21 protein-coding genes are annotated in these 21,967 nt (G+C 67.3%); 11 read left to right on the top strand and 10 right to left on the bottom strand.

From position 1 onward, the window contains the following. Positions 1–82: 82 nt before the first annotated feature. Genes FOZ70_RS11535 through FOZ70_RS11520 form a run of 4 tightly spaced genes read left to right on the top strand, consistent with a single transcriptional unit; the run spans position 83 to position 4,454 of the window. The gene (locus tag FOZ70_RS11535; protein WP_059485176.1) at positions 83–1,612 is read left to right on the top strand and encodes a CoA-acylating methylmalonate-semialdehyde dehydrogenase; all 1,530 of its coding nucleotides are present in this window, start codon (positions 83–85) and stop codon (positions 1,610–1,612) included. A 15-nt stretch (positions 1,613–1,627) separates the two neighbouring features. Then, positions 1,628–2,530, top strand: coding sequence for a 3-hydroxyisobutyrate dehydrogenase (gene mmsB, locus FOZ70_RS11530; RefSeq protein ID WP_027789614.1), 903 nt, complete (start codon positions 1,628–1,630; stop codon positions 2,528–2,530). Next, on the top strand, positions 2,527–3,318 hold the full coding sequence (locus FOZ70_RS11525) for an enoyl-CoA hydratase (protein ID WP_059492046.1): 792 nt from the start codon (positions 2,527–2,529) through the stop codon (positions 3,316–3,318). Before mmsB ends, FOZ70_RS11525 begins: the two co-directional genes overlap by 4 nt. Further along, positions 3,315–4,454: an enoyl-CoA hydratase/isomerase family protein gene (locus FOZ70_RS11520; RefSeq protein WP_219705912.1), complete on the top strand. Its 1,140-nt coding sequence runs from the start codon at positions 3,315–3,317 to the stop codon at positions 4,452–4,454. The genes FOZ70_RS11525 and FOZ70_RS11520 overlap by 4 nt, the downstream gene beginning before the upstream one ends. Positions 4,455–4,509: 55 nt before the next feature. Here FOZ70_RS11520 and FOZ70_RS11515 read toward each other — a convergent pair whose 3' ends face one another. Beyond that, complete coding sequence (locus FOZ70_RS11515; protein WP_059485170.1) at positions 4,510–5,415, bottom strand: LysR family transcriptional regulator; 906 nt, start codon at positions 5,413–5,415, stop codon at positions 4,510–4,512. Positions 5,416–5,595: 180 nt separating this feature from the next. Between FOZ70_RS11515 and FOZ70_RS11510 the strand changes: the two genes are divergently transcribed. Then, a complete protein-coding gene (locus tag FOZ70_RS11510; protein ID WP_048024739.1) occupies positions 5,596–7,134 on the top strand; it encodes an MFS transporter in 1,539 nt (512 codons plus the stop codon). A gap of 51 nt (positions 7,135–7,185) precedes the next feature. Here FOZ70_RS11510 and FOZ70_RS11505 read toward each other — a convergent pair whose 3' ends face one another. The 7 genes from FOZ70_RS11505 to FOZ70_RS11475 form a co-directional block, all read right to left on the bottom strand. Continuing rightward, the gene (locus FOZ70_RS11505; protein ID WP_219705911.1) at positions 7,186–8,559 is read right to left on the bottom strand and encodes an efflux transporter outer membrane subunit; all 1,374 of its coding nucleotides are present in this window, start codon (positions 8,557–8,559) and stop codon (positions 7,186–7,188) included. 13 nt (positions 8,560–8,572) lie between these two features. Continuing rightward, positions 8,573–10,633 carry a MacB family efflux pump subunit gene (locus FOZ70_RS11500; protein ID WP_219705910.1) on the bottom strand — a complete coding sequence of 687 codons (2,061 nt, stop codon included), beginning with the start codon at positions 10,631–10,633 and terminating at the stop codon, positions 8,573–8,575. Positions 10,634–10,635: 2 nt separating this feature from the next. Next, positions 10,636–11,829: a macrolide transporter subunit MacA gene (macA, locus tag FOZ70_RS11495; protein WP_059485166.1), complete on the bottom strand. Its 1,194-nt coding sequence runs from the start codon at positions 11,827–11,829 to the stop codon at positions 10,636–10,638. A gap of 287 nt (positions 11,830–12,116) precedes the next feature. Further along, positions 12,117–12,845 carry a class I SAM-dependent methyltransferase gene (locus FOZ70_RS11490; protein ID WP_219705909.1) on the bottom strand — a complete coding sequence of 243 codons (729 nt, stop codon included), beginning with the start codon at positions 12,843–12,845 and terminating at the stop codon, positions 12,117–12,119. Between the two features lie 55 nt (positions 12,846–12,900). Beyond that, positions 12,901–13,482, bottom strand: coding sequence for an HD domain-containing protein (locus FOZ70_RS11485; protein ID WP_021162781.1), 582 nt, complete (start codon positions 13,480–13,482; stop codon positions 12,901–12,903). Positions 13,483–13,564: 82 nt separating this feature from the next. Continuing rightward, positions 13,565–14,122, bottom strand: a complete 558-nt coding sequence (locus FOZ70_RS11480) for a helix-turn-helix transcriptional regulator (protein WP_059709465.1) — start codon at positions 14,120–14,122, stop codon at positions 13,565–13,567. 54 nt (positions 14,123–14,176) lie between these two features. Further along, complete coding sequence (locus FOZ70_RS11475; protein WP_059553059.1) at positions 14,177–14,854, bottom strand: hypothetical protein; 678 nt, start codon at positions 14,852–14,854, stop codon at positions 14,177–14,179. Positions 14,855–15,214: 360 nt separating this feature from the next. Between FOZ70_RS11475 and FOZ70_RS11470 the strand changes: the two genes are divergently transcribed. Both FOZ70_RS11470 and FOZ70_RS11465 read left to right on the top strand, forming a co-directional pair. Continuing rightward, complete coding sequence (locus FOZ70_RS11470) at positions 15,215–16,618, top strand: hypothetical protein (protein WP_059484040.1); 1,404 nt, start codon at positions 15,215–15,217, stop codon at positions 16,616–16,618. 96 nt (positions 16,619–16,714) lie between these two features. Next, a complete protein-coding gene (locus FOZ70_RS11465) occupies positions 16,715–17,293 on the top strand; it encodes a hypothetical protein (RefSeq protein ID WP_060218121.1) in 579 nt (192 codons plus the stop codon). 81 nt (positions 17,294–17,374) lie between these two features. Here the strand turns inward: FOZ70_RS11465 and FOZ70_RS11460 are convergent, their stop codons facing one another. Beyond that, positions 17,375–17,764 (bottom strand): OsmC family protein, encoded by a 390-nt coding sequence (locus FOZ70_RS11460; protein WP_060224648.1) that lies wholly within the window; start codon positions 17,762–17,764, stop codon positions 17,375–17,377. A 230-nt stretch (positions 17,765–17,994) separates the two neighbouring features. On the opposite strand from FOZ70_RS11460, the gene FOZ70_RS11455 reads away from it, so the two are divergent. Beyond that, positions 17,995–18,726, top strand: coding sequence for a ribonuclease T2 (locus tag FOZ70_RS11455; protein ID WP_006498851.1), 732 nt, complete (start codon positions 17,995–17,997; stop codon positions 18,724–18,726). 159 nt (positions 18,727–18,885) lie between these two features. Here FOZ70_RS11455 and FOZ70_RS11450 read toward each other — a convergent pair whose 3' ends face one another. Further along, positions 18,886–19,524 carry an isochorismatase family cysteine hydrolase gene (locus FOZ70_RS11450; protein WP_059861936.1) on the bottom strand — a complete coding sequence of 213 codons (639 nt, stop codon included), beginning with the start codon at positions 19,522–19,524 and terminating at the stop codon, positions 18,886–18,888. Positions 19,525–19,837: 313 nt separating this feature from the next. On the opposite strand from FOZ70_RS11450, the gene FOZ70_RS11445 reads away from it, so the two are divergent. The 3 genes from FOZ70_RS11445 (at position 19,838) to FOZ70_RS11435 (ending at position 21,774) form a co-directional block, all read left to right on the top strand. Next, positions 19,838–20,242, top strand: coding sequence for a hypothetical protein (locus tag FOZ70_RS11445; protein ID WP_059484037.1), 405 nt, complete (start codon positions 19,838–19,840; stop codon positions 20,240–20,242). 149 nt (positions 20,243–20,391) lie between these two features. Then, entirely contained in the window at positions 20,392–20,757 is a 366-nt protein-coding gene (locus FOZ70_RS11440) for a VOC family protein (RefSeq protein WP_219705908.1), read from the top strand. A gap of 750 nt (positions 20,758–21,507) precedes the next feature. After that, the gene (locus FOZ70_RS11435; protein ID WP_021162772.1) at positions 21,508–21,774 is read left to right on the top strand and encodes a hypothetical protein; all 267 of its coding nucleotides are present in this window, start codon (positions 21,508–21,510) and stop codon (positions 21,772–21,774) included. Positions 21,775–21,967: the final 193 nt, after the last annotated feature.

Raw genomic sequence — 21,967 nt, 5'->3', positions numbered from 1 at the left:
CCGCGGCCGCCGCCCGCAGCCGAACTGAACCGGCCGCGCGGCGATATCGCGCTTCGCGGCCCTCTGCAAGGAGAAGGGATCGATGAACGCGAATCCGACGCCCCGGACGGGGCAAGACGTGCCGACGGTCAAGCTGCTGATCGACGGCGCTTTCGTCGAGTCCGCCACGAAAGAGTGGCGCGACATCGTCAACCCGGCGACGCAGCAGGTGCTCGCGCGCGTGCCGTTCGCGACCGTCGAGGAAGTCGACGCGGCCGTGCAGGCCGCGCACGCCGCGTATGCGACGTGGAAGAACACGCCGATCGCCGCGCGCATGCGCATCATGCTGAAGTTCCAGGATCTGGTGCGCACGAACCAGCAGCGCATCGCGAAGACGCTGACGGCCGAGCAGGGCAAGACGATCCCCGATGCCGAAGGCGACATCTTCCGCGGCCTCGAAGTGGTCGAGCACGCGTGCTCGATCGGCTCGCTGCAGCTCGGCGAATTCGCGGAGAACGTCGCGGGCGGCGTCGATACCTACACGCTGCGCCAGCCGCTCGGCGTGTGCGCGGGCATCACGCCGTTCAACTTCCCCGCGATGATTCCGCTGTGGATGTTCCCGATGGCGATCGTCTGCGGCAACACGTTCGTGCTGAAGCCGTCCGAGCAGGATCCGATGTCGACGATGGAGCTCGTCGAGCTCGCGATCGAGGCCGGCGTACCGAAAGGGGTACTGAACGTCGTGCACGGCGGCAAGGAAGTCGTCGACGCGATCTGCACGCATCCGCTCGTGAAGGCGATCTCGTTCGTCGGCTCGACCGCCGTCGGCACGCACGTGTACAACCTCGGCAGCGCGCACGGCAAGCGCGTGCAGTCGATGATGGGCGCGAAGAACCATGCGGTCGTGCTGCCCGATGCGAACCGCGAGCAGACGATCAATGCGCTCGTCGGCGCGGGCTTCGGCGCGGCGGGGCAGCGCTGCATGGCGACGTCGGTCGCGGTGCTGGTTGGCGAAGCGCGCGACTGGCTGCCCGATCTCGTCGCGAAGGCGAAGCTGTTGAAGGTGAATGCGGGTGCGGAAGCCGGCACCGACGTCGGCCCGGTCGTGTCGAAGGCCGCGAAGGCGCGCATCCTGTCGCTGATCGAAGCGGGCGTGAGCGAAGGCGCGAAGCTCGAACTCGACGGCCGCGACGTGAAGGTGGCCGGCTATGAAAGCGGCAACTTCATCGGCCCGACGATCTTCTCGGGCGTAAAGACCGACATGTCGATCTACACGCACGAAATCTTCGGCCCGGTGCTCGTCGTGCTCGAAGCCGACACGCTCGACGACGCGATCGCGCTCGTCAACGCGAACCCGTTCGGCAACGGCGTGGGCCTGTTCACGCAAAGCGGCGCGGCCGCGCGCAAGTTCCAGAGCGAGATCGACATCGGCCAGGTCGGCATCAACATCCCGATCCCGGTGCCCGTGCCGTTCTTCAGCTTCACCGGTTCGCGCGGCTCGAAGCTCGGCGATCTCGGCCCGTACGGCAAGCAGGTCGTGCAGTTCTACACGCAGACCAAGACGGTCACCGCACGCTGGTTCGACGACGACACGACGGCCGGCCCGGTGAATACGACGATCCGGCTCCACTGAGCCGTGGAGGACAACATGAAAATCGGTTTTATCGGCCTCGGCCACATGGGCGCGCCGATGGCGCTGAACCTGCTGAAAGCCGGCCACGAAGTGCACGCGTTCGACCTGAGCGCTGACGCCTTGCGCGCACTGCAGGATGCCGGCGCACAGGTGGCCGCGTCGCCGCGCGATGCCGCCTCGGGCGCGACGTTCGTCATCACGATGCTGCCGGCCGCGCCGCACGTGCGCTCGGTGCTGTCCGGCGAGAATGGCGTGCTCGCCGGCCTCGGCGCGGGCGCGACCGTGATCGATTCGAGCACGATCGACCCGGCGAGCGCACAGGCGTTCGGCGCGCTCGTGCGCGAGCACGGCGGCGCGTTCGTCGATGCGCCCGTGTCGGGCGGCACCGGCGGCGCGGCGGCGGGCACGCTGACCTTCATGGTCGGCGGCAGCGACGCGGATTTCGAGCGCGTGAAGCCCGTGCTCGCGGGCATGGGCAAGAACATCGTCCATTGCGGTGCGACGGGGATGGGGCAGGTCGCGAAGGTCTGCAACAACCTCGTGCTCGGCATCTCGATGGCGGCGGTGTCCGAGGCGATGTCGCTCGGCGTCGCGCTCGGCATCGACCCGAAGGTGCTGGCGGGCATCGTCAACACGTCGACGGGCCGCTGCTGGAGCTCGGACACCTACAACCCGTATCCGGGCGTGATCGAGACCGCGCCGTCGTCGCGCGGCTACTCGGGCGGCTTCGGCACCGACCTGATGCTGAAGGATCTCGGCCTCGCGAACGATGCCGCGAAGCAGGCGCGCCAACCCGTCTATCTCGGCGCGCTCGCGCAGCAGCTGTACCAGACGATGAGCAGCCGTGGCGACGGCCAGCTCGATTTCTCGGCGGTGATCCGCCTGTACCAACCGGCCAGCAAGAAGGACGCGTCATGATCGAACTGGACTACGTCGACGACGGCGCGATCGCGTGCGCGACGCTCAAGCGTCCGCCTGCGAACGCCTTTACCGCCGACGGGCTGCGGCAACTGCAGGACACCGTCGCCGAACTGAATGCGAACCCGCGCGTGCGCGCGCTGGTGATCACGGGCGACGGCCCGAAATTCTTCAGCGCGGGTGCCGACCTCAACACCTTCGCCGAAGGCGACCGCGCGGTCGCGCGCGCGATGGCGTCGCGTTTCGGCGCGGCGTTCGAGGCGCTGCACGACGCGCGTGTCGTGACGATCGCGGCGATCAACGGCTACGCGATGGGCGGCGGCCTCGAATGCGCGCTTGCGTGCGACCTGCGGATCGCCGAGACCCATGCGCAGATGGCGCTGCCCGAGCCGTCGGTCGGCCTGCTGCCGTGCGGGCTCGGCACGCAGACGCTGCCCTGGCTCGTCGGTGAAGGCTGGGCGAAGAAGATCATCCTGACCGGCGCGCGTGTCGACGCGGCCACCGCGCTGCGCATCGGCCTCGTCGAGGATGTCGTGGAGTCGGGCGCGTCGCGCGACGCGGCGCTGGCGCTGGCGCGCAACGTCGCGCGGCAGAGCCCGCACGCGGTCGCGTACAGCAAGGAGCTGATCGGTCTCGCGCGCCGCGGCGTGCCGCGCGGTGCGGCGCTTGCGGTCGAGCGCGAACGCTTCGTCGACCTGTTCGATACCAGCGATCCGCGCGAAGGCGTGGCCGCGTTCCTCGGCAAGCGCGCGCCGCAGTGGCACATCGACGGGGAGGGGCAACGATGAGCACGCCGGTCACGAATCACGACGCGTTCGCGGAGCATGCCCCCGAGGTGCTGTTCCGCGTGGTGAATCGCGTGGCGCTGATCACGCTGAACCGGCCGGCCGCGTTGAACGCGCTGTCGTACGCGATGATCGGCGAGCTGGCCGCGCTGCTCGAACGCTGCCGCCATGACGACCAGATCGTCGCGGTCGTGTTGCGCGGAGCGGGCGAGAAGGGCTTCTGCGCGGGCGGCGACGTGCGCGCGCTATACAGGATGGTCGCGCAGCGCGAGACCTGGCTGCCGTTCTTCGTCGACGAATACCGGCTCGATTACGCGATCCATACGTTCCCGAAGCCGGTGGTCGCGCTGATGGACGGCGTGACGATGGGCGGCGGGATGGGCCTTGCGCAGGGCGCCGGGTTGCGCGTCGCGACCGAGCGCAGCAAGATCGCGATGCCGGAAACGCGCATCGGCCTCGTGCCCGATGTCGGCGCGACGCATTTCCTGTCGCGCATGCCGGTCGAACTCGAGCTGTACGTCGGGCTGACCGGCGCGATGCTGTCGGGTGCCGACGCGCTGACCGCGAAGCTCGCGGATCTGTGCGTGCCGTCCGCGTGGCTCGACACGTTCGAGACGCGCATCGAAAGCGTCAAGTGGGAAGGCGATGCGCTGCCGCTGCTGCGCAAGGTGTTCGAGCCGCCGTGCAACGTCGTGCCGCATGCGGCGCTCGACGGGCAGATGCCGTGGATCGTGCGTCACTTCGACAAGCGCTCGACCGTCGAGCGGATCGTCGCGACGCTGACGCAGGATCTCGCGCGCGAGGAACTGTCGCGCGAGCACCGTCAATGGCTGCAGGCGACGCTCGATGCGCTCACGGGCCATTCGCCGACGATGCTGTACGTGACGCGCGAGGCGCTGCTGCGCGGCCGCCAGATGACGCTCGCCGAATCGTTCCGGATGGAGCTCGGCATCGTCGCGCGCGCGATCGAGGAAGGCGACTTCTGCGAAGGCGTGCGCGCGCATCTCGTCGACAAGGATCGCAAGCCGCGCTGGGCGCCCGCGTCGCTCGTCGAGCTGCGCGCCGAACGCGTGCGGCATTTCCTCACGTCGCCGTGGAAGCTGTTCGCGCACCCGCTCGCCGATCTCGGCGCGGCGTGAGCGCGTAGCCGGCGCGCCGCGCGGGCACACGCTGCCGCGCGGCGGGCGTTGCATCTCACCGCTCGATCATCGGCGGAATCGCCTGCGCGAACGCGTCGATCACGCAGCGCGTCTTGCGCGGCAGGTAGCGCGTCTTCGGCCAGATCGCGTGGATGTCGCCTTCGCAGACGAAGCAGCGGTCGAGCACGACCGTCATCTCGCCGCGCTTCACGTAGTGATCGAGCAGCCAGCTCGGCAGCCAGGCGATCCCGAACCCCGATGCGCCGGCCGCCGCGATCGCCTGCACGTCGTCGAAACTGAGCTGGTGCGGCATGTCGATACGGACCGTCGTGCCGTCCGGCGCGCGCAAGTCCCACGGTTGAACGACCCCCGAGCGGGAATACGCGATCGTCCGGTGATGCTTCAGGTCGTCGAGCGTCTTCGGCATCCCGTGTCGCGCGAGATACGACGGCGCCGCGCCGAGGCTCCCGTATTGCGTGCCGAGCCGCCGCACCGCGAGGCTCGTGCTGTCCGCGAGCGTGCCGATCCGCACCGCGAGGTCGATGCCTTCCTCGACGAGATCGACGAAACGGTCGGTGATCGACACGTCGATCCGCAGATCCGGGTAGGTGCGTGCGAGATCGAGCACGACGGGCGTCACGCAGTGGTGCCCGAACGCGAGCGGCACGCTCAGGCGCAGCTTGCCGCGCGGCTCGTTACGGCCGCAGTCGAGGTCGGCCTCCGCCGCTTCCAGTTCCGCCAGCGCGCGCACGCAGCGGTCGTAGTACGCCTGGCCGTCGTCGGTCAGGCTCTGGCTGCGCGTCGTGCGCTGCAGCAGCCGCGCACCGAGCCGCTTCTCGAGCCGCGCGACCGCCTTGCCGACGGCCGAACGCGTCATGTCGAGCCGCTCCGCCGCGAGCGCGAAGCTGCCCGATTCCACTACCTGGACGAAGGTCGTCACGCCGTCGAGTCTGTCGGTCATCGGAGGGAGGGGTGATTGAGTCCTGTAGTTCCCCAGTCTGGAGAAATGCCTGCGTCAATGGGGATGGAAATTCTCACTATAGTACCGATTCCGGTTCAGCGTGCGTTGCCGGTCGCGCGCGACCCATCCTTTTCATCTGGAGGCACGCGCGGCCCGTTGCCGGGCCGCCGCGCAATACGCATGACGCTATCCGACTCCCGCAGGAATGCGGTCGCGCTCGCGGCCGTCTGTCTCACGTCGCTGATGTTCGGCCTCGAAATCTCGAGCGTGCCGGTGATCCTGCCGACGCTCGAACACGTGCTGCATGGCGATTTCAACGGCATGCAGTGGATCATGAACGCGTACACGATCGCGTGTACGACCGTGCTGATGGCGGCCGGCACGCTCGCCGACCGGTTCGGCCGCAAGCGCGTGTACGTGATTGGCACCCTGCTGTTCGGCGCGACGTCGCTGCTGTGCGGGCTCGCGCCGAACGTGCCGGTGCTCGTCGCGGGCCGGCTGCTGCAGGGCGCCAGCGGCGGTGCGATGCTGATCTGCCAGATTGCGGTGCTGTCCCACCAGTTCCGCGAGGGGCGCGAGCGCGGCCGCGCATTCGGGATCTGGGGGATCGTGTTCGGCATCGGGCTCGGTTTCGGGCCGATCGTCGGCGGCGCGATCGTCGCGCTGGCGAACTGGCCGTGGGTGTTCCTCGTTCATGCACCGCTCGCGGCCGTCGCGCTCGCGCTGATCGGCGGCGCGGTGCAGGAGTCGCGCGATCCGCATGCGGGCAGCCTCGACGTGGCGGGCATCGTCACGCTGTCGCTCGCGGTGCTCGGCCTGGCCTTCTACATCACGCAAAGTGCGGAACTCGGGCTGACGAGTGCCGCCGGCCTCGGCGTGCTCGGCGCGACCGTGCTGGCGGTGGCCGGCTTCTTCCTCGCGGAACGCGCGAGCGCGCGGCCGATGTTCGACTTCTCGGTGTTCCGGATTCGCGCGTTCACCGGCGCGATCTTCGGCTCGATGGGGATGAACTTCAGCTTCTGGCCGTTCATGATCTACCTGCCGATCTGGTTCCAGGTCGCGCTCGGCTACGACAGCGTGACGGCCGGCCTCGCGTTGCTCGCGTACACGCTGCCGACGCTGGTCGCGCCGCCGTTCGGCGAACGGCTCGCGCTGCGCTACGGGCCGGGCGTCGTGATCCCAGGCGGCTTGTTCACGATTGCCGCCGGTTTTGTGCTGATGCGGATCGGCAGCGCGGCCGACCACGCAAGCTGGGTGACGATGCTGCCCGGCTGCGTGATCGCCGGCATCGGGCTCGGGCTCACGAACACGCCGGTGACCAATACGACGACGGGTGCGGTGCCGAGCGCGCGGGCGGGGATGGCGTCGGGCATCGACATGAGCGCGCGGATGATCTCGCTCGCACTGAATATCGCGGCCATGGGCTTCGTGCTGGTCGCGGGGATCGTCGCGAGCCTGAAGGGCGGTGTCGCGGGCACGATCGGCGACGGGGCGCTGCGCCGGCTCGCGCAGGAGATTGCTTCCGGGCGAACCGACGGGCTGCACGAGATCGCACCGGCGCTCGCACAGGCCGACCCGACCGGCGCGGCGTTGCACGCGGCGCTCGTGCACGGGTTCGGCTGGGTGATGGTGTACGGCGCGGCCGGCGTGGCCGTGCTCGCGACGGCGAGCGCGGTGGCGTTCGCGCCGGCGCGGCGCGGGGCGGCCGTGTGCGAATGACGCCGCGCATGGCCGGCGGGGCAGGGGCGGCCGGCCCGGTGCGCGGGCCGGTCAGGACATCCCGCCGCCGAGCGCGCGGTACAGCGTCATCTGGTTGTTGAGCCGGTCCAGCCGCGTCTGTTCGTCGGCGCTTTGCGCATCGCGCAGCCGCTGCTGCTGGTCGAGCCATGGTTGCACGGCGGTCGCGCCGGCTGCGAACTGCGCGGCGGCGAGCCGTTCGGCGCGCTGCGCCTGTTCGAGCGACAGCGCGCGCTGTTCGGCCTCGCGTTCGAGCTGGACGCGCGCCGACAGCGCGTTCTCGACTTCCGCGAGTGCCGTGTAGAGCTTCTGCCGGAACCCGACGACGGCCTCCTCGTACTGCGTCTTCGACACCTTGATCTGCAGCTGCATCGTGTTCCACTGGATGAACGGCAGGGCGAGGCCGAGCCCGAGCGTGCCGACCGGATTCGCGAGCACGCGCTCGAGGCTCGTGCTCGACGTGCCGGCCGCGCCGGTCAACGTGAAGGTCGGGTAGAAACTGGTACGTGTCGCGTCGACCTGCGCGAGCGATTCGCGCAGCCTGAATTCCGCCGCGCGCAAGTCGGGGCGCCGGCCGAGCAGGCTGGCCGGCAGGCCGGCCACCACTTCCGGCGGCGGCGCGTCCGGCAGCGCCGGCGGTTCGGCCGCGTGCTGTTGTGGCGGCCGGTCGAACAGGATCGCGAGGGCGTGACGGTTCTCGGTACGCTGCTGGATCAGGCGTGTCTGCGCGGCCCGTTGCGTGGCGAGGCTTTGTTCGGCCTGCGCAAGGTCGAGCCCCGACACGGCGCCGGCCGTGTGTCGTGACCGGACGACCGCGAGCGTGCGGACCGCATACGCGATGTTCGCGTCGCCGAGCGCGATCTGCCGGTTCAGGAAGCCGATCCGCCAGTACAGCGACGCGGTCGTGCCGATCAGCGACAGCCGCGCGGCTTCGAGATCGGCGGCCGTCGCGTCGGCTTCCCAGCGCGCGGCGTCGCGCAGCGCGGCCAGCCGGCCCCACAGGTCGATTTCATAGCTGAGCGAAGCGTTCGCGTTGCTCGACCGGCTCATCTGGTGCGTATCGAGCGTGCGCGATACGGCGCCGTTCGCGCCGAGCGTCACGTTGGGCGTCAGGTTCGTATTCGCGAGCCCGGCCTGCAGTTGCGCGCGGTACACGCGGATCGCCGCGATCGCGAGGTCGTTGTTGGCGCGCAGCGCGTCGTCGATCAGCGTGTCGAGTTGCGGATCGCCGAAGCTGCGCCACCAGTCGCGCGTCGTGGCCGGTGCGTCGGCGGAAACCGGCGCCGCCCAGTTCGCGGGCATCGCGACGGCGGGCAGCGGATCATGGCGTGCGCCCGCGCAGCCGGCGAGCAGCGCGGCCGCGCATGCGAATGCGCCGAGGCGCTGAAACGATGAGGAACGCGTCATGGCGGGCCTTGCGTCAGTCGCGCGCGAGCGCATCGATCGGATCGAGCCGCGATGCGTTGCGCGCGGGCATGAAGCCGAATATCACACCGGTGAGCGTCGAGCAGACGAACGCGGTCACGATCGCGCCGGCCGAGAACACCATCTTCCACTGCGCGACGAACATCGAGAACAGCGCGCCGAGCCCGAACGACAGCGCGATGCCGATCGTGCCGCCGAGCAGGCAGACCAGCACGGCCTCGACGAGAAACTGCTGCAGGATGTCGGACTGGCGCGCGCCGACCGCCATCCGGATGCCGATTTCGCGCGTGCGCTCGGTAACCGACACCAGCATGATGTTCATCACGCCGATCCCGCCGACGACGAGCGAGATCACGGCGATCAACGACAGCAGCAGCGTCAGCGACTGGCCGGTCTTCTCGACGGTCTTCACGACGCTGTCCATGTTGTACGTGAAGAAGTCCTTGCGGCCGTGGCGCTGCTTCATCAGCGTTTCGAGGCTTTTTTCGGCGGCGGCGCTCGGCTGGCCGTCGCGCACGCGCACGGTGATGCTGTCGAGATAACGCTGCCCGAAGAGGCGCCCGCTCGCGGTCGTGTACGGCACCCACACGTTCAGGCTCTTCACGCTGCCGAATGCACTCTTCTTGTCCGCCGTCACGCCGATCACGACGCACGGCACGTTGTCGACCAGGAACACTTCGCCGATCGGGTTGCGCGTCGCGCCGAACAGCTTGCGGCGCGTGTTCTGGTCGATCACGGCCACCTGCACCTGGCGGCGCACCGCGTCCTCGTCGAATGCGACACCGAGCGCCAAACGCATCCCGCGCGCCTGGAAGAAGCGGTCGCCGACGCCGCTCACGAGCGCGTTCACGTCGACGTTGCGGTAGCGCAGCAGCAGCGTGCGCGACGTTTCGGGCGTCGCGCTGTCGACATACGGCTGCTCGGCGAGCGCGGCGACGTCGGCGGGCACGAGCGTCTGGATCGCATCGGCGCGGCTGTCGCCCCAGTCGGTGCCCGGGTAGATGTTGATCGTGTTCGTGCCGATGCTGCCGATCTCGTCGAGCATGTAGCGCTTCGCGCCTTCGCCGATCGCGACGATCGACACGACCGACGTGATGCCGATGATGATGCCGAGCATCGTCAGCAGCGTGCGCAGCCGGTGCGACACGAGTGCGATCCACGCCATCCGGCAGGCCTCGGCGAAGCGTCCGGAGCCGGCCGCGAAGCGGCGCACGCGCTGGGCGGCATCGGCCTGCGGATCGGGGGCGACTGCCGCGGGCGGCGACAGCGTGTCGCGACGATCGCGGGTGGATGGTGTGCCGGTTTCCGCTTCGCTCGCTTCCGCTGCATCTGCGCCCGCGGCTGCTTCCGCGAGGGCTTCCGCATGGTGGCGGTTCGGCCGGTCGGCGACGATCTCGCCGTCGCTGATCTCGATGATGCGCCGCGCATGGCGCGCGACGGCCTTGTCGTGCGTGACGATGACGATCGTGTGGCCGAGCGCGTTCAGCTCGTGCAGGATGCGGATCACGTCCTGGCCGCTTTTCGTGTCGAGCGCGCCGGTCGGTTCGTCGGCGAGGATCACGTGGCCGCCGTTCATCAGCGCGCGCGCGATGCTCACGCGCTGCTGCTGGCCGCCGGACAGTTGCCCGGGGCGATGGTGTGCGCGATCCGCGAGCCCGAGGCGCGCGAGCAGCTCGCGTGCGCGCGCGTGCCGCTCCGCGCGCGGCGTGCCGGCATAGATCGCGGGCATTTCGAGGTTCGCGACGGCATCGACGTGCGGCAGCAGGTGATAGCGCTGGAACACGAAGCCGAAGTGCTCGCGACGCAGTTGCGCGAGCTCGTCGCTGTCGAGCATGTGCGTGTCGCGTCCGCCGACCGTGTAGGTGCCTTCGCTCGGGTGGTCGAGGCAGCCGAGGATGTTCATCAGCGTCGACTTCCCGGAGCCCGATGCGCCGACGATCGCGACGATCTCGCCCGCGTGGATCGACAGGTTGACGTTGTTCAGCACGACGACGTCCTTGTCGCCGGCCGGAAAGCGTCGTGTGACGGCGGAGAGTTTCAGCAGGGGCTGGCTCATCGTCACACCACGTCCGCCAGCGGCGCGTGGTCGTCCGCGGACGCTTCGCCGATCACCACGCGTTCGCCGTCCTTCAGGCCGGCCAGCACTTCGACGCGCACGTTGTTGTTGATGCCGATGCGGACGTTGCGCGTTTCCGTGCTGCCGTCGGCGCGCAGCACGCGCACCGCGTAGGTGCCGTCCTTGCGTTTCTCGCCGAGCGCGGCGGCCGGAATGCTGAGCGCGTTGCGCGCGTTGCCGAGCACGATGTTGACCTGCGCGGTCATCGAGATGCGCAGACGGTGCTCGGGATTCGGCACCTCGAACAACGCGTTGTAGAACACCGCCGAATTCGGTTTCGCGCCGCCGCCCGCGCCGCCGCCGAGCGCGCCTTGCGTTTCGGCGTAGTTCTGCGGCGCCGGCTCGATCGCGCGCAGCTTGCCGTAGTGGCGTCTGTCCGGTTCGCCCAGGATCGTGAAATACGCGGTCTGGCCGGCGTTCACGCGGATCACGTCGGCTTCCGACACCTGCGCCTTCACGGTCATCGTGTCGAGATCCGCGAGCTTCAGGATCACCGGCGCCTGCTGTTGCGCGATCACCGTCTGGCCTTCCTGCGTGACGATCGCGACGACCTGGCCGTCGATCGGCGCGACGATGCGCGTGTAGCCGAGGTTGGCCTGTGCGGTCTCGATCTGGATGCGGGCCGAGCGGATCTGCGCGGCGAGCGACGCGAGCGTCGCGCGCTGCACGTCGAGCGTCGCGCGCGCGGCTTCGAACGACTCGCGCGACGTCGCGTCGTCGGGCAGCATGGCCTGCTGGCGCCGGAACGCGAGTTCCGCCTGCGTGAGTTGCGCGGCGGTCGACTGCTGCTGTGCGCGCAGGCTTTCTTCGCTGGCGCGTGCCTGGCGCAGCGCGTTTTCCGAGAGCACGGGGTCGATCTCGGCGAGCCACTGGCCCTTCGTGACCTTGTCGCCGAGCTTGACCTTCAGCGATTTCAACTGCCCCGAGACTTGCGCGCCGACGTCGACCTGCCTGAATGCCTGCAGCGCACCGGTGGCCAGCACCGCGTTTTCGAGGTCGCCGCGCGAGACGGGCGCGGACAGGTATTGCGGATGCTTGTCGGGTGCGCACGCCTTCAGCGTGACACCGGTGGCGATCGCGACGATGGCGAGAGAAGCCAGCACGATGCGCCGGCGGCGATGGGTCTTCTGAGTCATGAGAGCGCAGCGAGGATGAAGCGGGCGCCGGCGATGCGTGCGGCCGACCGGGACGATCCGGCCGGCGTCGCATGCAGGGCGTGTCGCCCGCGACGGAATCCGCGTACGCATCGCGCGGGCGTGCCGATTCGAATCAGGCGCTCATGGTAAGCGAGGAATTCACGACAAATCGTGTGGAAATTGTGCTGAATTGTGCGGACGCCGCGCCGGAGCGGGGGCCGCGCGACGTCATTGTTGCGATCTGTGAAGTCTGCGGACGACGGCCCGCGTGCGTACCGCGCTCCGCGTTATCGCTGCGCGGCGACGAGTGCCATCATCGGCCGGTCGCGTTCCTCGTCGAGTGCGGGCAGGGCATCGACCTGTTCCTGCGTCGGCCCCCATTCGTCCAGGTGCGTGAGCGTGAAGCCGCTGCCGATCAGCAGGTTCACGAGCGTGCCGAGCGTGCGGTGGTGCTTGACGACGCCCGGCGCGAGCCAGTCGGTCACGCGTTCGCCTTCGCGCTGATAGCCGTCGAGCGGCCACGAGCGGTTGCCCTGCGCGTCGACGACGAAACCGGGCCGGCGCGGCGCCGTATAGACCGGATGCTCGATCGAGAACACGAGCCGCCCGCCCGGCACGAGCGCGCGATGGAGCGTGCGGAACAAGGTATCGAGGTCTGCGATGTAATGGAACGCGAGCGAGCTGTACGCGAGATCGAACGCGGCATCCGGCAGCGCGAGCGTTTCGAGGTCGGCGCGGCGGTACGTGATCGCCGGATGCGCGGCGCTCGATGCCGCACGTTCGAGCATGCGCTCGGACACGTCGATGCCGAGCACGCTTGCCGCGCCCTGGCCGGCGGCCCAGCGGCTGAACCATCCGTAGCCGCAGCCGAGGTCGAGCACGCGGCGACCGTGCAGGTCGGGCAGCAGCGCGCGCAGCGCGGGCCATTCGGGGGCGCCGTCGAGTCCGTGGATCGAGCGGTTCAGGCGGCTGTAGCCTTCGAAGAAGGCCGGGTCGTCGTAGATGTTCTGCGTCATGCGTAGGGCCTCGTGCGGGCTGGGTGCGCGGTGTCGCGCGCCCGGTTCCGCGAGCTTACGCGTGCTGCCCGCTCGCGTCGATCCGGCGTTGCGTGTCGGCGTCGACGATGTCGCGGATCGCGCTGAACAGCGGTGCGGCGTCGGTATAGCGGCGGCCGTAGCCGAGATTGAACGCGTAGTCGAAGCCGGGCGGATTGCGGCCCTGGGTGTGCTGCAGGATCGTCTCCAGCTTGTCGAACGCTTTTGCCGCGCGCGCTTCCGGCGACGCGGCCGCTTCGTATTCATCCCACAGTGCGACGATCTCGTCGCGCTGCGCCGGATCGAGCGGCGCGGTCAGCGTCAGCAGGTCGTCGCGTTCGTGCGCGCTCTTGTCGGGGTGCGCGGCCTGCTCGATCGCGGGGATGTCGCCGTGCAGCGCCTCGCCGAGATCGTGGACGACACACAGCTTCAGCAGCTTCAGCGTGTCGATGCCGGGCAGCGCGTCGGCGAATACGAGTGCCATCAGGCACAGCCGCCAGCTATGCTCGGCGGTGCTTTCCGCGCGCCCGGCCGACGTGTGGCCGCTGCGCAGCACATCCTTCAGGCGTTCGGCTTCGCGCAGGAACGCGAGCCGCGCGTGGATCGTATCGGGGTTCATGGTCGGTGTCCGTGCGATGAGCCGTCAAGCGTAAGGCGGCCACGCACGGTTCGTCCACGCATGAAATATGCGCGGGGTCGTACTACAGCGTTTCCACGAGCCGCGCGGCCGACCCGTCCGACAACGTCATCCGTGTCCACCGGCACAGGCTGCCGCGGATCGGCACGACGCGCGACGCATTCGCGCCGGTGTCGAATTCGACGCTCGGCGGTCCCGCGCGATCATGCCAGCCGAGCGTATCGAGCGCGGTTTCCATGCGGACGATTGCCGGCGTCGCATAGCGCCACAGCGACGTGCCGAGCAGCATCGACAGCGGTTGCGAGAATTCGGCTGCACGCGCAGGCGAACAGGCGAGCAGCCGATGCGTGAGGTCGCACACGAGATGCATGCGGCCCGCGCTGCCCGCGACGAGCCGCGCAAGCGCGTGATCGCCGGCGGAATCGAGGCGCGCGGCGAGCAGCCGTTCGGCCGTCGCGCGTTCGCCGGGCGACATCTGTTGCAGGCCGGCTTCCCAGCGTGAGATCGTCGACTGCGCCACGCCGAACAGTTCCGCTGCGTGGCTCTGTTTCACGCGGTGCAGCGCACGCCAGCGCTTGAGTTGCGGGCCGAGTGGCGGCGTGTGTAGCGGTGAGGCAGACATGGCGGTACTCCGTTCGGTGTGTGCGTCGCGTGGCGGCTGCGGTGGATGGAATCGTCATTCCTGCGGCGCCTGAAGCACGACGAGTTCGACCGGAACCAGTGCCGCGCCGCCGACGACGAGATCGCCATCGGCGGTGGCGGTGATCGGCGTGGGTTGCATCGTGAGATTCAGGCCCGCCAGTGCTGTTGTCACATGCCGGGCAGGGATCGTGTACGGCCGGTCGAGCAACTGGGCGGCGACCTTCGGCGGTATGTCGAAACCCTGGGTGGAATAACGCATACCGGCGATATTGCCCTCGAGCGCGAAACCGTCCCGCACGGCGACGTACCCGTGCGCGACCGCTGCCAGCCGATCGATTGCCGAAGCGCCATCCGGCAGCACGACACGGTAATGGCCTTTGACATGCCCGCCGATCGCCTGGAATTCGGTAAACGACCAACGCAGTGACGCCCGGTAGCGGGACGACAAGGCCGACCGCAGCGTGTCCGGCAGATCGAGGACGAAGTGCACGGGGCGACCCAGCACGACCAGCTTCGTATGGTCTGCGGTGGTCATGAAGCCGGATACCACTTCGTCGTACGGCGCGTCCCGCACCAGCCCGGACTTGAACAGCTGATCCTCGGATGGCGGTGGCTCGGCTTGCGCCTGCGGCTTGTGACAGCCCGGCAGCGCGACGCAGCCCGCGGCAAATGCGGCGGCGAGCCACCGTCGGCGTGCGATCGATATGGTCATGGTCTCGTCCCGTCTTGTGCGGTTTGGTCTTTTGACGCCCTCGGAAGCCGGATTCTCGCGTATCCGCTGCGCGTTGTCGAACGGGAAATCTGCCTGGGCAGCGCTCGCAATCCGGCCCTGTCCAGCGGCATGCTGCGCTCTCCCGACTCGCCGCCAACGTTTTCGTCGCGCTTTCAACCGTCTCCGCCATATCTTATTATTCGGCCAGTGCGGAGGCGTACCGGCCGCCAACGGTCATGTCGAGGCATGACGCGCCGGCATGAATGACCGCTTTTCGGCCGGTGCGTCGCTCGACGCGCGGTCGAAACGACAGGACCCGCGTGGCCAGCGCGTGTCCCAAAAAAATCACGAGAGGGCGCGATGGTACGACTGGTCTTGCTGCTGCTGGGCATCGAATACTTGCGCACCCGCTGGCGCGGGCTGACCGCACTTGGCTGGGTGTGGGTCGTCGCGGGTGTGGTGATCTTCGTCGACGCGCTCGACGGCGCGCTGCATTTTCCGATCCAGATCTTCGCGTGGCTGTTCCTGATCGAGGGGCTCGCGACGCTCGCGGTGGCCGGCAGCGGCGTCGGCGGGCAGCGCGTCCTGCGCTACGTGAAGGGGATCGCGGTCGTGGTGGCCGCCGGGCTCGTGTTCGCGGGGCATCATCACGGCCATTTCCTGCTGTCGATGATCTTCGGCACGCTGTTCCTCGTCGACGGGCTGCTGCAGTGCACCGCCGCGTGGATGGTGCGCTATCGCCGCTGGAACGTCGCTTTCGCGTGGGGCGTCGTCGAAATCCTGCTGGCGATCTTCTTCTACCAGCCGTACCCGACCCACTACGTGGGCACCGTGCCGTACTGCCTCGGCCTGCTGCTGATATTCGGCGGGATGCACATGCTGAGCCTCGCCGCACGCGTGCGGCGACTGACGCGCAATCCGGCGTTCGCGACCTCGCCGGCGCCGGCACTCGCGCCGGACCTCGACGATGCGCGCGACCTGCCGCATTTTTCCCAATCCGAATGGGACGGCCCGCCGGCCGACGGCGAGCATGCGCTCACCGTGCACGTGTGGACGCCGACCGGCACGTCGAAAGCCGAAGCGCAACGCTACCCCGTGATCGACCGCTATATCGCGGCGGTGGACGTCAACGGCGTGATCTCGACCGGGCACGCGGCGCTGGAATCGCCGGAGGGCATCTATATCAGCCTGTATCCGGGCGTCGAAATCGATCGTTCTCCGGACGAATTCACGCGCATCCTGCGTGCAACCCGCGAAAACGACGTGCCGGGCCTGTTCCAGCCCGACTACGCGACCGAGTCGAAGGCATGGTGCCCGTCGACCGTGCGCGTGCGGATCCGCAACTACGATCCGGCGAAGCTGGACGCGTTCTGGTCGTCGTACCGGCAGAACGTGACGTACAACCTCACGCACCGCAACTGCTCGAGCACCGTGTCGAACGCACTCGAAGCCGCGCTCGACGGCGCGGTGTGGCGGCTGAAGGGGGCGCGCGCCGGATGGGGCGCGTTCGTGCGGTTGCTGCTCACGCCCGAGCTGTGGGTTGCCGCGCAGATCCGCAAGCGCGCGGTGACCATGGCATGGACGCCCGGGCTCACGCTCGACTATGCGCGCGCGCTCAGCATGCTTGCCGACCCGCGGCCGTTCGCGTGGTGGAAGGTCGCGCGCTCGGCCGTGAAGGCGATCATGGAGTCGCGCCGCACGTGGCGCGAGCAGGACAACGCGGCGCTGTCGCCGGGCGGATCGGAGGCCGCGTCGTTGAAGTGACCGCGTGCCGCCGGACGAGGGCCCGGCGGCACTGAGGCCGCCACCGCGCGGCCCGGCGATGTTGCCCGCCACAAGAACCCACAGATACGAACAACAATGAACAAGACGAGCGCATTCCGCATCCTGATTCCAGCCGTGCTGGCGCTGACGAGCGCCGGTTTCGCGCAGGCGAGCGCGGACGAAGTGCCGCACATGAGCGACGACGTGTACCGCACCTCGGTGTCGTTCTGCTCGAACGTCGCGGCTGCGGAGAAGATCGCGTGCCAGGGCGACATGATCGCCGCGGGCAGCCGGATCGTCGCGGCGATCGGCGGCCTGCCGCCGGCATCCGCCGTGTCGATCGACGAAGGCGCGCGCAACAAGCTGCCGGCGGCGGAGCGCAGGGGGCTCGCGCCTGTCGAGCCGCGCGCGATCGACAAGGACGACGACGTTGCCGGTCTCGCCGGCATGGTGCGCCTGTGCGACGTGTACGAATCCGAACCGGCATCGCGTGCGCGGCATCACGCGGCGTTGAAGCAGCAGGCGCCGGATGCGGCGCCGCGCGTCGAGGCGTTGCTGGCCGATGCGTCGACGGCGGCGCGCCAGCGCGTCAGCATCGGCGTGTGGCAGATCCTCGCGCTCGAAGGCCCCGAAGCGTCCGCCCGCGCGTGCACACAGCTCGGCACCGGGTCGTGAGTGCCTGTTCGCCACGGATGCCTGTCGTGTGGGCATCGACGCGCGGCCGTCGATCGTGCCGAGTCCGGCGCGCCGTGACGGTCAGCCGCTGACGATCGTGGCCGGCCTGACCCGTATCGGCCTGCCGAGCGTCCGGGCGACCGGAGAAGCCTGCACCGCGTCGCGCACGAGTGTCTGCTGCGCGTGCGACAGCGGCGCCGCGAAGCGCAGTGCGATGTCGAAGCCCGTTTCGTGGTCGAGGCGATCGACGGCGACGTCCGCCGTGCAAGCGGGCAGCGTCACGCCCGCGCGTCGTGCGGCCAGGTCGATCGACATGCAGACGCAGGCCGCGAGCGCGCTTTCGAGCAGTTCGTGCGGCCGCATGCCGGCGTCGCCGCCCTGGCCGTCCTTGTGCGTGTCCGAGCGCACGACGCTGCGCCCGTTGCCGATCTCGACGCAATATGGCTTGCCGAGCCGTGTCGCGGTCACCATGGCGATGCTCCGTTGCAGGATGAGGGTGGCGACACGGTACGCCGGCGTCGCGTGCGGCGGAAGGCAACCGCTGGTACCGGTACCGGATGTAACCGCTTCGGCGGCGACCCGCGCATTCTTTCGTCCACCTTCACATTCGTGCCACGTTGCGACGGCAACAATCGCGGTCGGACATTCGACAACCGTGCGGCGCATCCCGCGATCGCATGCCTTTTCCGAGGAAACACGCCATGCTCAAGACGCTCGCCCGCGCCGCTGCCGCACTCGCCGTTGCTTCCGTGTCGCTGCACGCCGCCGCGCAGACCAGCTACGACTACCTGTTGCTCGCCGCATCGTGGGAGCCCGGTTTCTGCGCGTCGCACGACACGCCGGAATGCACGAACCTCGCCGGCTCGTATGCGGCGACGAGCCTGTCGCTGCATGGCCTGTGGCCGAATCGTTATGACGGCAACCAGCCGTTCTACTGCGGCGTGCCGCAGAACGACATCGACCTCGACAACGCGCACCAGTGGTGCAGCATGGACGCCTACCCGATCAGCAGCGCGACCCGCAACACGCTGTCGACGTACATGCCGGGCGTTGCGTCGTGCCTCGACAAGCACGAATGGTTCAAGCACGGCACCTGCTCGAACTCGGCGACGCCCGATGCGTACTGGAACCAGGCGTCCGGCATGATCAGCCGGCTCGGCAATACGTCGTTCAACGCATTCCTGCAGGCTAATGCGGGCAAGACGGTCACGCGCAACCAGTTGCTGTCGGCGTTCGAAGGCGCGTTCGGCAGCAACACGCGCAGCGCGGTGTCGCTGAAGTGCACGAAGACGAATGGCGTCAGCTATTTCACCGAAGCGTGGATCGCGGTGAAGACCAATGCGACCGCGCAGTTCCCGAGCGCCGCGTCGCTCGTGACCGACGGCAATACGCAGGGCACGTGCCCGACGTCGGGTGTGTTTATCGCGAAGTAACGCGGAAGAAGGGGGCGGCGCGCGCGGCATCGCGCACGCCGTCGCCCGTTACGGGTTCGGCGGGACGCTCGACCACGGCAGCCGGGTCTGGTGGCCGTCACCCTGCAGGTCGACTCGGGTGATGACGTTGGTCCGTCACGCTCGCGCGCGTGCGTGCGCTTACGCGAGCAGCCGCAACGCGTCCTCTAGCGACAGTACCGTCGTGCGCGATTCGAAGGCGGTGGCGAACAGGTGTTCGTGAACCACCGGGTCCGGGTCGTAGCAGCAATCCTTGACCGTAAAGAGGCGGAAGTCCGCATCGCTCGCGTGGGCGACCGACGACAGCATCACGCCCGTCGACGCGATGCCGACCATGATCAGCGAATCGACACCTTGCTCGACCAGGCGCGCTTGGAGATCGGTGCCGAAGAACACGCTGGCGCGGTGCGCGACGATCAGCGGCTCGTCGGCCTGCCGACCCAACTCCGGGCATGGGCCGTCGTCGATGAAGCGGCCGAGCTGCTTGATGCCCTGGCCGTTCTTGTTGCGCGGGCTGACTTCCGGATAGCCGGGACTGAACCGGAGGTTCGCGAACCAGACGCCGACGCCGCTTGCCCGCGCCGCGCCGCAGAGCCGGCGCGTATTGGCGAGCAAACCGGGCGCGACCGACGGAAAGAGGCCGAGGATGTCGGTCTGGTAATGCATGACGAGCAGCGCGGTGCTTGACGGCACGATGGCGGGAATCGGGGCGGATGGGGCGTCGCCGGGGTTCGTGCGGGGGGCCGTTGTTGCGATTTCCGGTGCGGTTTGCCGAGTCATGAACGAGGGTCTCCGATAGCTCGCGGGGAATTTCAGCGTCCCCGATTTGTACCGGAAAATCGGGGTGGCCGCCGTTGCGATTTTCGTAGGGGCATTTTGTTGCGTCGCGCGGTGGTTTCCGTCATACCGGCGCCAAGTTGCCGCTCGGCTGCAATATGCTGACGTGCGCTTTATCGACCGACAGTCGGTTGCGGTAGGGTGACAACGAGGTCGATGGCCAGCTTCTGCTGCTCGCCTTTTCGCATGTTCCGTTGGGATTGCGCGGGCTGGTCGGCGCAGGTACAGCTGGCCAACATCTGGGTTAGTAAACGCGATGGCAAAACCGTTCTTAACCGTACTAGTGAAGGGTTCATTCCCGGAAGCTTTTGGCTTTGTCGAGACTTTGCTTCAACCTCTTGGATTCCTGCTCGTCAATCCCGATAGCGGAAAAATCACGCACTGGAGCGATGACGGGCAGCAGATCGCAGTATCCCGAACCTGGATTATTGACGAAGCACCGACAGGTATAGCGAAGAACGTACAGTTCTGGCAATCCGGCTGTGACGATCTGTTTGTGTCCTGGATCGATGCGTCGCCGGGATGGGAGTTTTCTTTTCATCTCGATGGCGTCACGCCGGAATTGAAGGTCGCGTTGGCGACCGCACTCTCAAATGCGATCCTGGTCGATTTGAGGCTTCAATACGGAGAAGAGTGTGCGTTGAGGATCGAATTTGACTAAGGTTCCAGTCGATAGACTGGTATGGATTCCGGTTGCCCGATTCCCCGAACAAGTCGTCAACCATTTCAGCGTAATACCATTCCATGTCGTTACGGGCGGCTACGGTGCATATATTGCCTTTCGGCAGACAACCAAGGGAACGGGTACTGATGAGCATTCGAGGGAAAGACCGCCAGATCGATAACATCGAATTCAATGTCAGCGATATTGGACGAAGCAAGGCCTTCTATGGCAGCGTTTTCGGCTGGACTTTCACCGATTACGGCCCGACCTACACCGAGTTTCACGACGGCCGGATCGCAGGCGGGTTGACAACGGGTGAGCCTGTCCGGCCAGGCGGCCCGCTAGTCATCCTCTACGCCGATGATCTGGCTGAAATCCAGCGAAGGATCGAGGCGACGGGCGCCACCATCAACCGTCGGACTTTCTCGTTCCCTGGCGGCCGGCGCTTTCACTTTATTGACCCCGATGGTTATGAACTGGCCGTATGGTCAGCAGACGAATCGTCCCAGTAACCAAAACGAGTACCGGCAAGCGATGAGTCCGCCGCGTTGTGATTACTGCCAGGTTGGCCCGTGAGCTCATAGAGCTCAATCCACACGTTTCTCCGCAAGTGCCGACGTGACTGTCGGCAACCGAGAAAGGGGCGGGCCGCTCCGGGGCGATTGCTGCCGAACGACGAATTCGCCGTTGAGTGTGCCGGAACTCACCAGCCGCCGTTGCGCCAGATGAGTCTCACTTGACTTTCACCACCTCAAAAAATTGACCCTCCCGAATAAGTCGTCAACCACTCCAACGCCAGCGTGCCCGCACTCCTGCAATATAAACTGACAGGTAACATCCCCGGGACAAACTCTGCGGGCCAGTGTCGCGCCGCCTTCGACGACCGAGTTCGGCCAGGAGGCGCCATTGGCTTTCATTACTACCAAGCCGCTCGGACGTTGGCTTCGCGTCATTGCCCGAAGTTGCCATTGACATACGGCGACTCGGACCACGGAACGGCACTCGACTGCAGCTGCCCAGCAGGCTGCCGCCGGCGGCAGCTTGCTCGGTTCGCGGTGCTGCCCGGCAGGTTTGCGCATGACGAAGTACGTTGTACCTCCGCCAATTTGCTAGTCGTGTAATTGCCTGTAATTGATCCGCTAGGCCTTCTGGTCGATTCTTGAATCGTCATCTGAAGACCCGAGCGACTTGATTTTGAAAATATGGCGGGCTTATGTGTGACGAGATGTATTCGATCAACGTAATCAAAGACGAGGCTCAAAATGACTGAACCGGTACGCGAAGTGGCAATTGTATATGCGGGTTACGGCTACCTTAACAAGACAATTGACGTCACCAACGGTATCCGAACGGAATACAAGGAAGGCGCACGTACTTTTCTGGCGACCAATCGATTTGGAGATCCTGATCCTGGCGCGACAAAGGCGCTGTACATCCTCTGGGAGTATGTGCCTCCCGTGAAACCGGGCCAGGCACCGTTCTCCGGGGTCACGTTCGAGGGCGATAAAAAAGGAATCAAGATCGATTGACGGAAAATCGATTGAACCCTTTTAAAATGGTTTGGTGGTGCATATTGCCTGCCAAACCATTATTTCGTACGCGAAGTGACGGCCCTGCATAAAGTTCATCTTTCTTGATTTCAGTGCGAAATCACGTAGGCCATCGCTCGCCAAGGCCGGCGTGCTGTCGGCAGACATCGGTTCACGAACGTCTGCTCCGACT

It is taken from the genome of Burkholderia sp. COPS, from assembly GCF_019425585.1.
Lineage (GTDB): Bacteria > Pseudomonadota > Gammaproteobacteria > Burkholderiales > Burkholderiaceae > Burkholderia > Burkholderia cepacia.
This window is presented reverse-complemented; position numbering and strand designations above follow the sequence as displayed.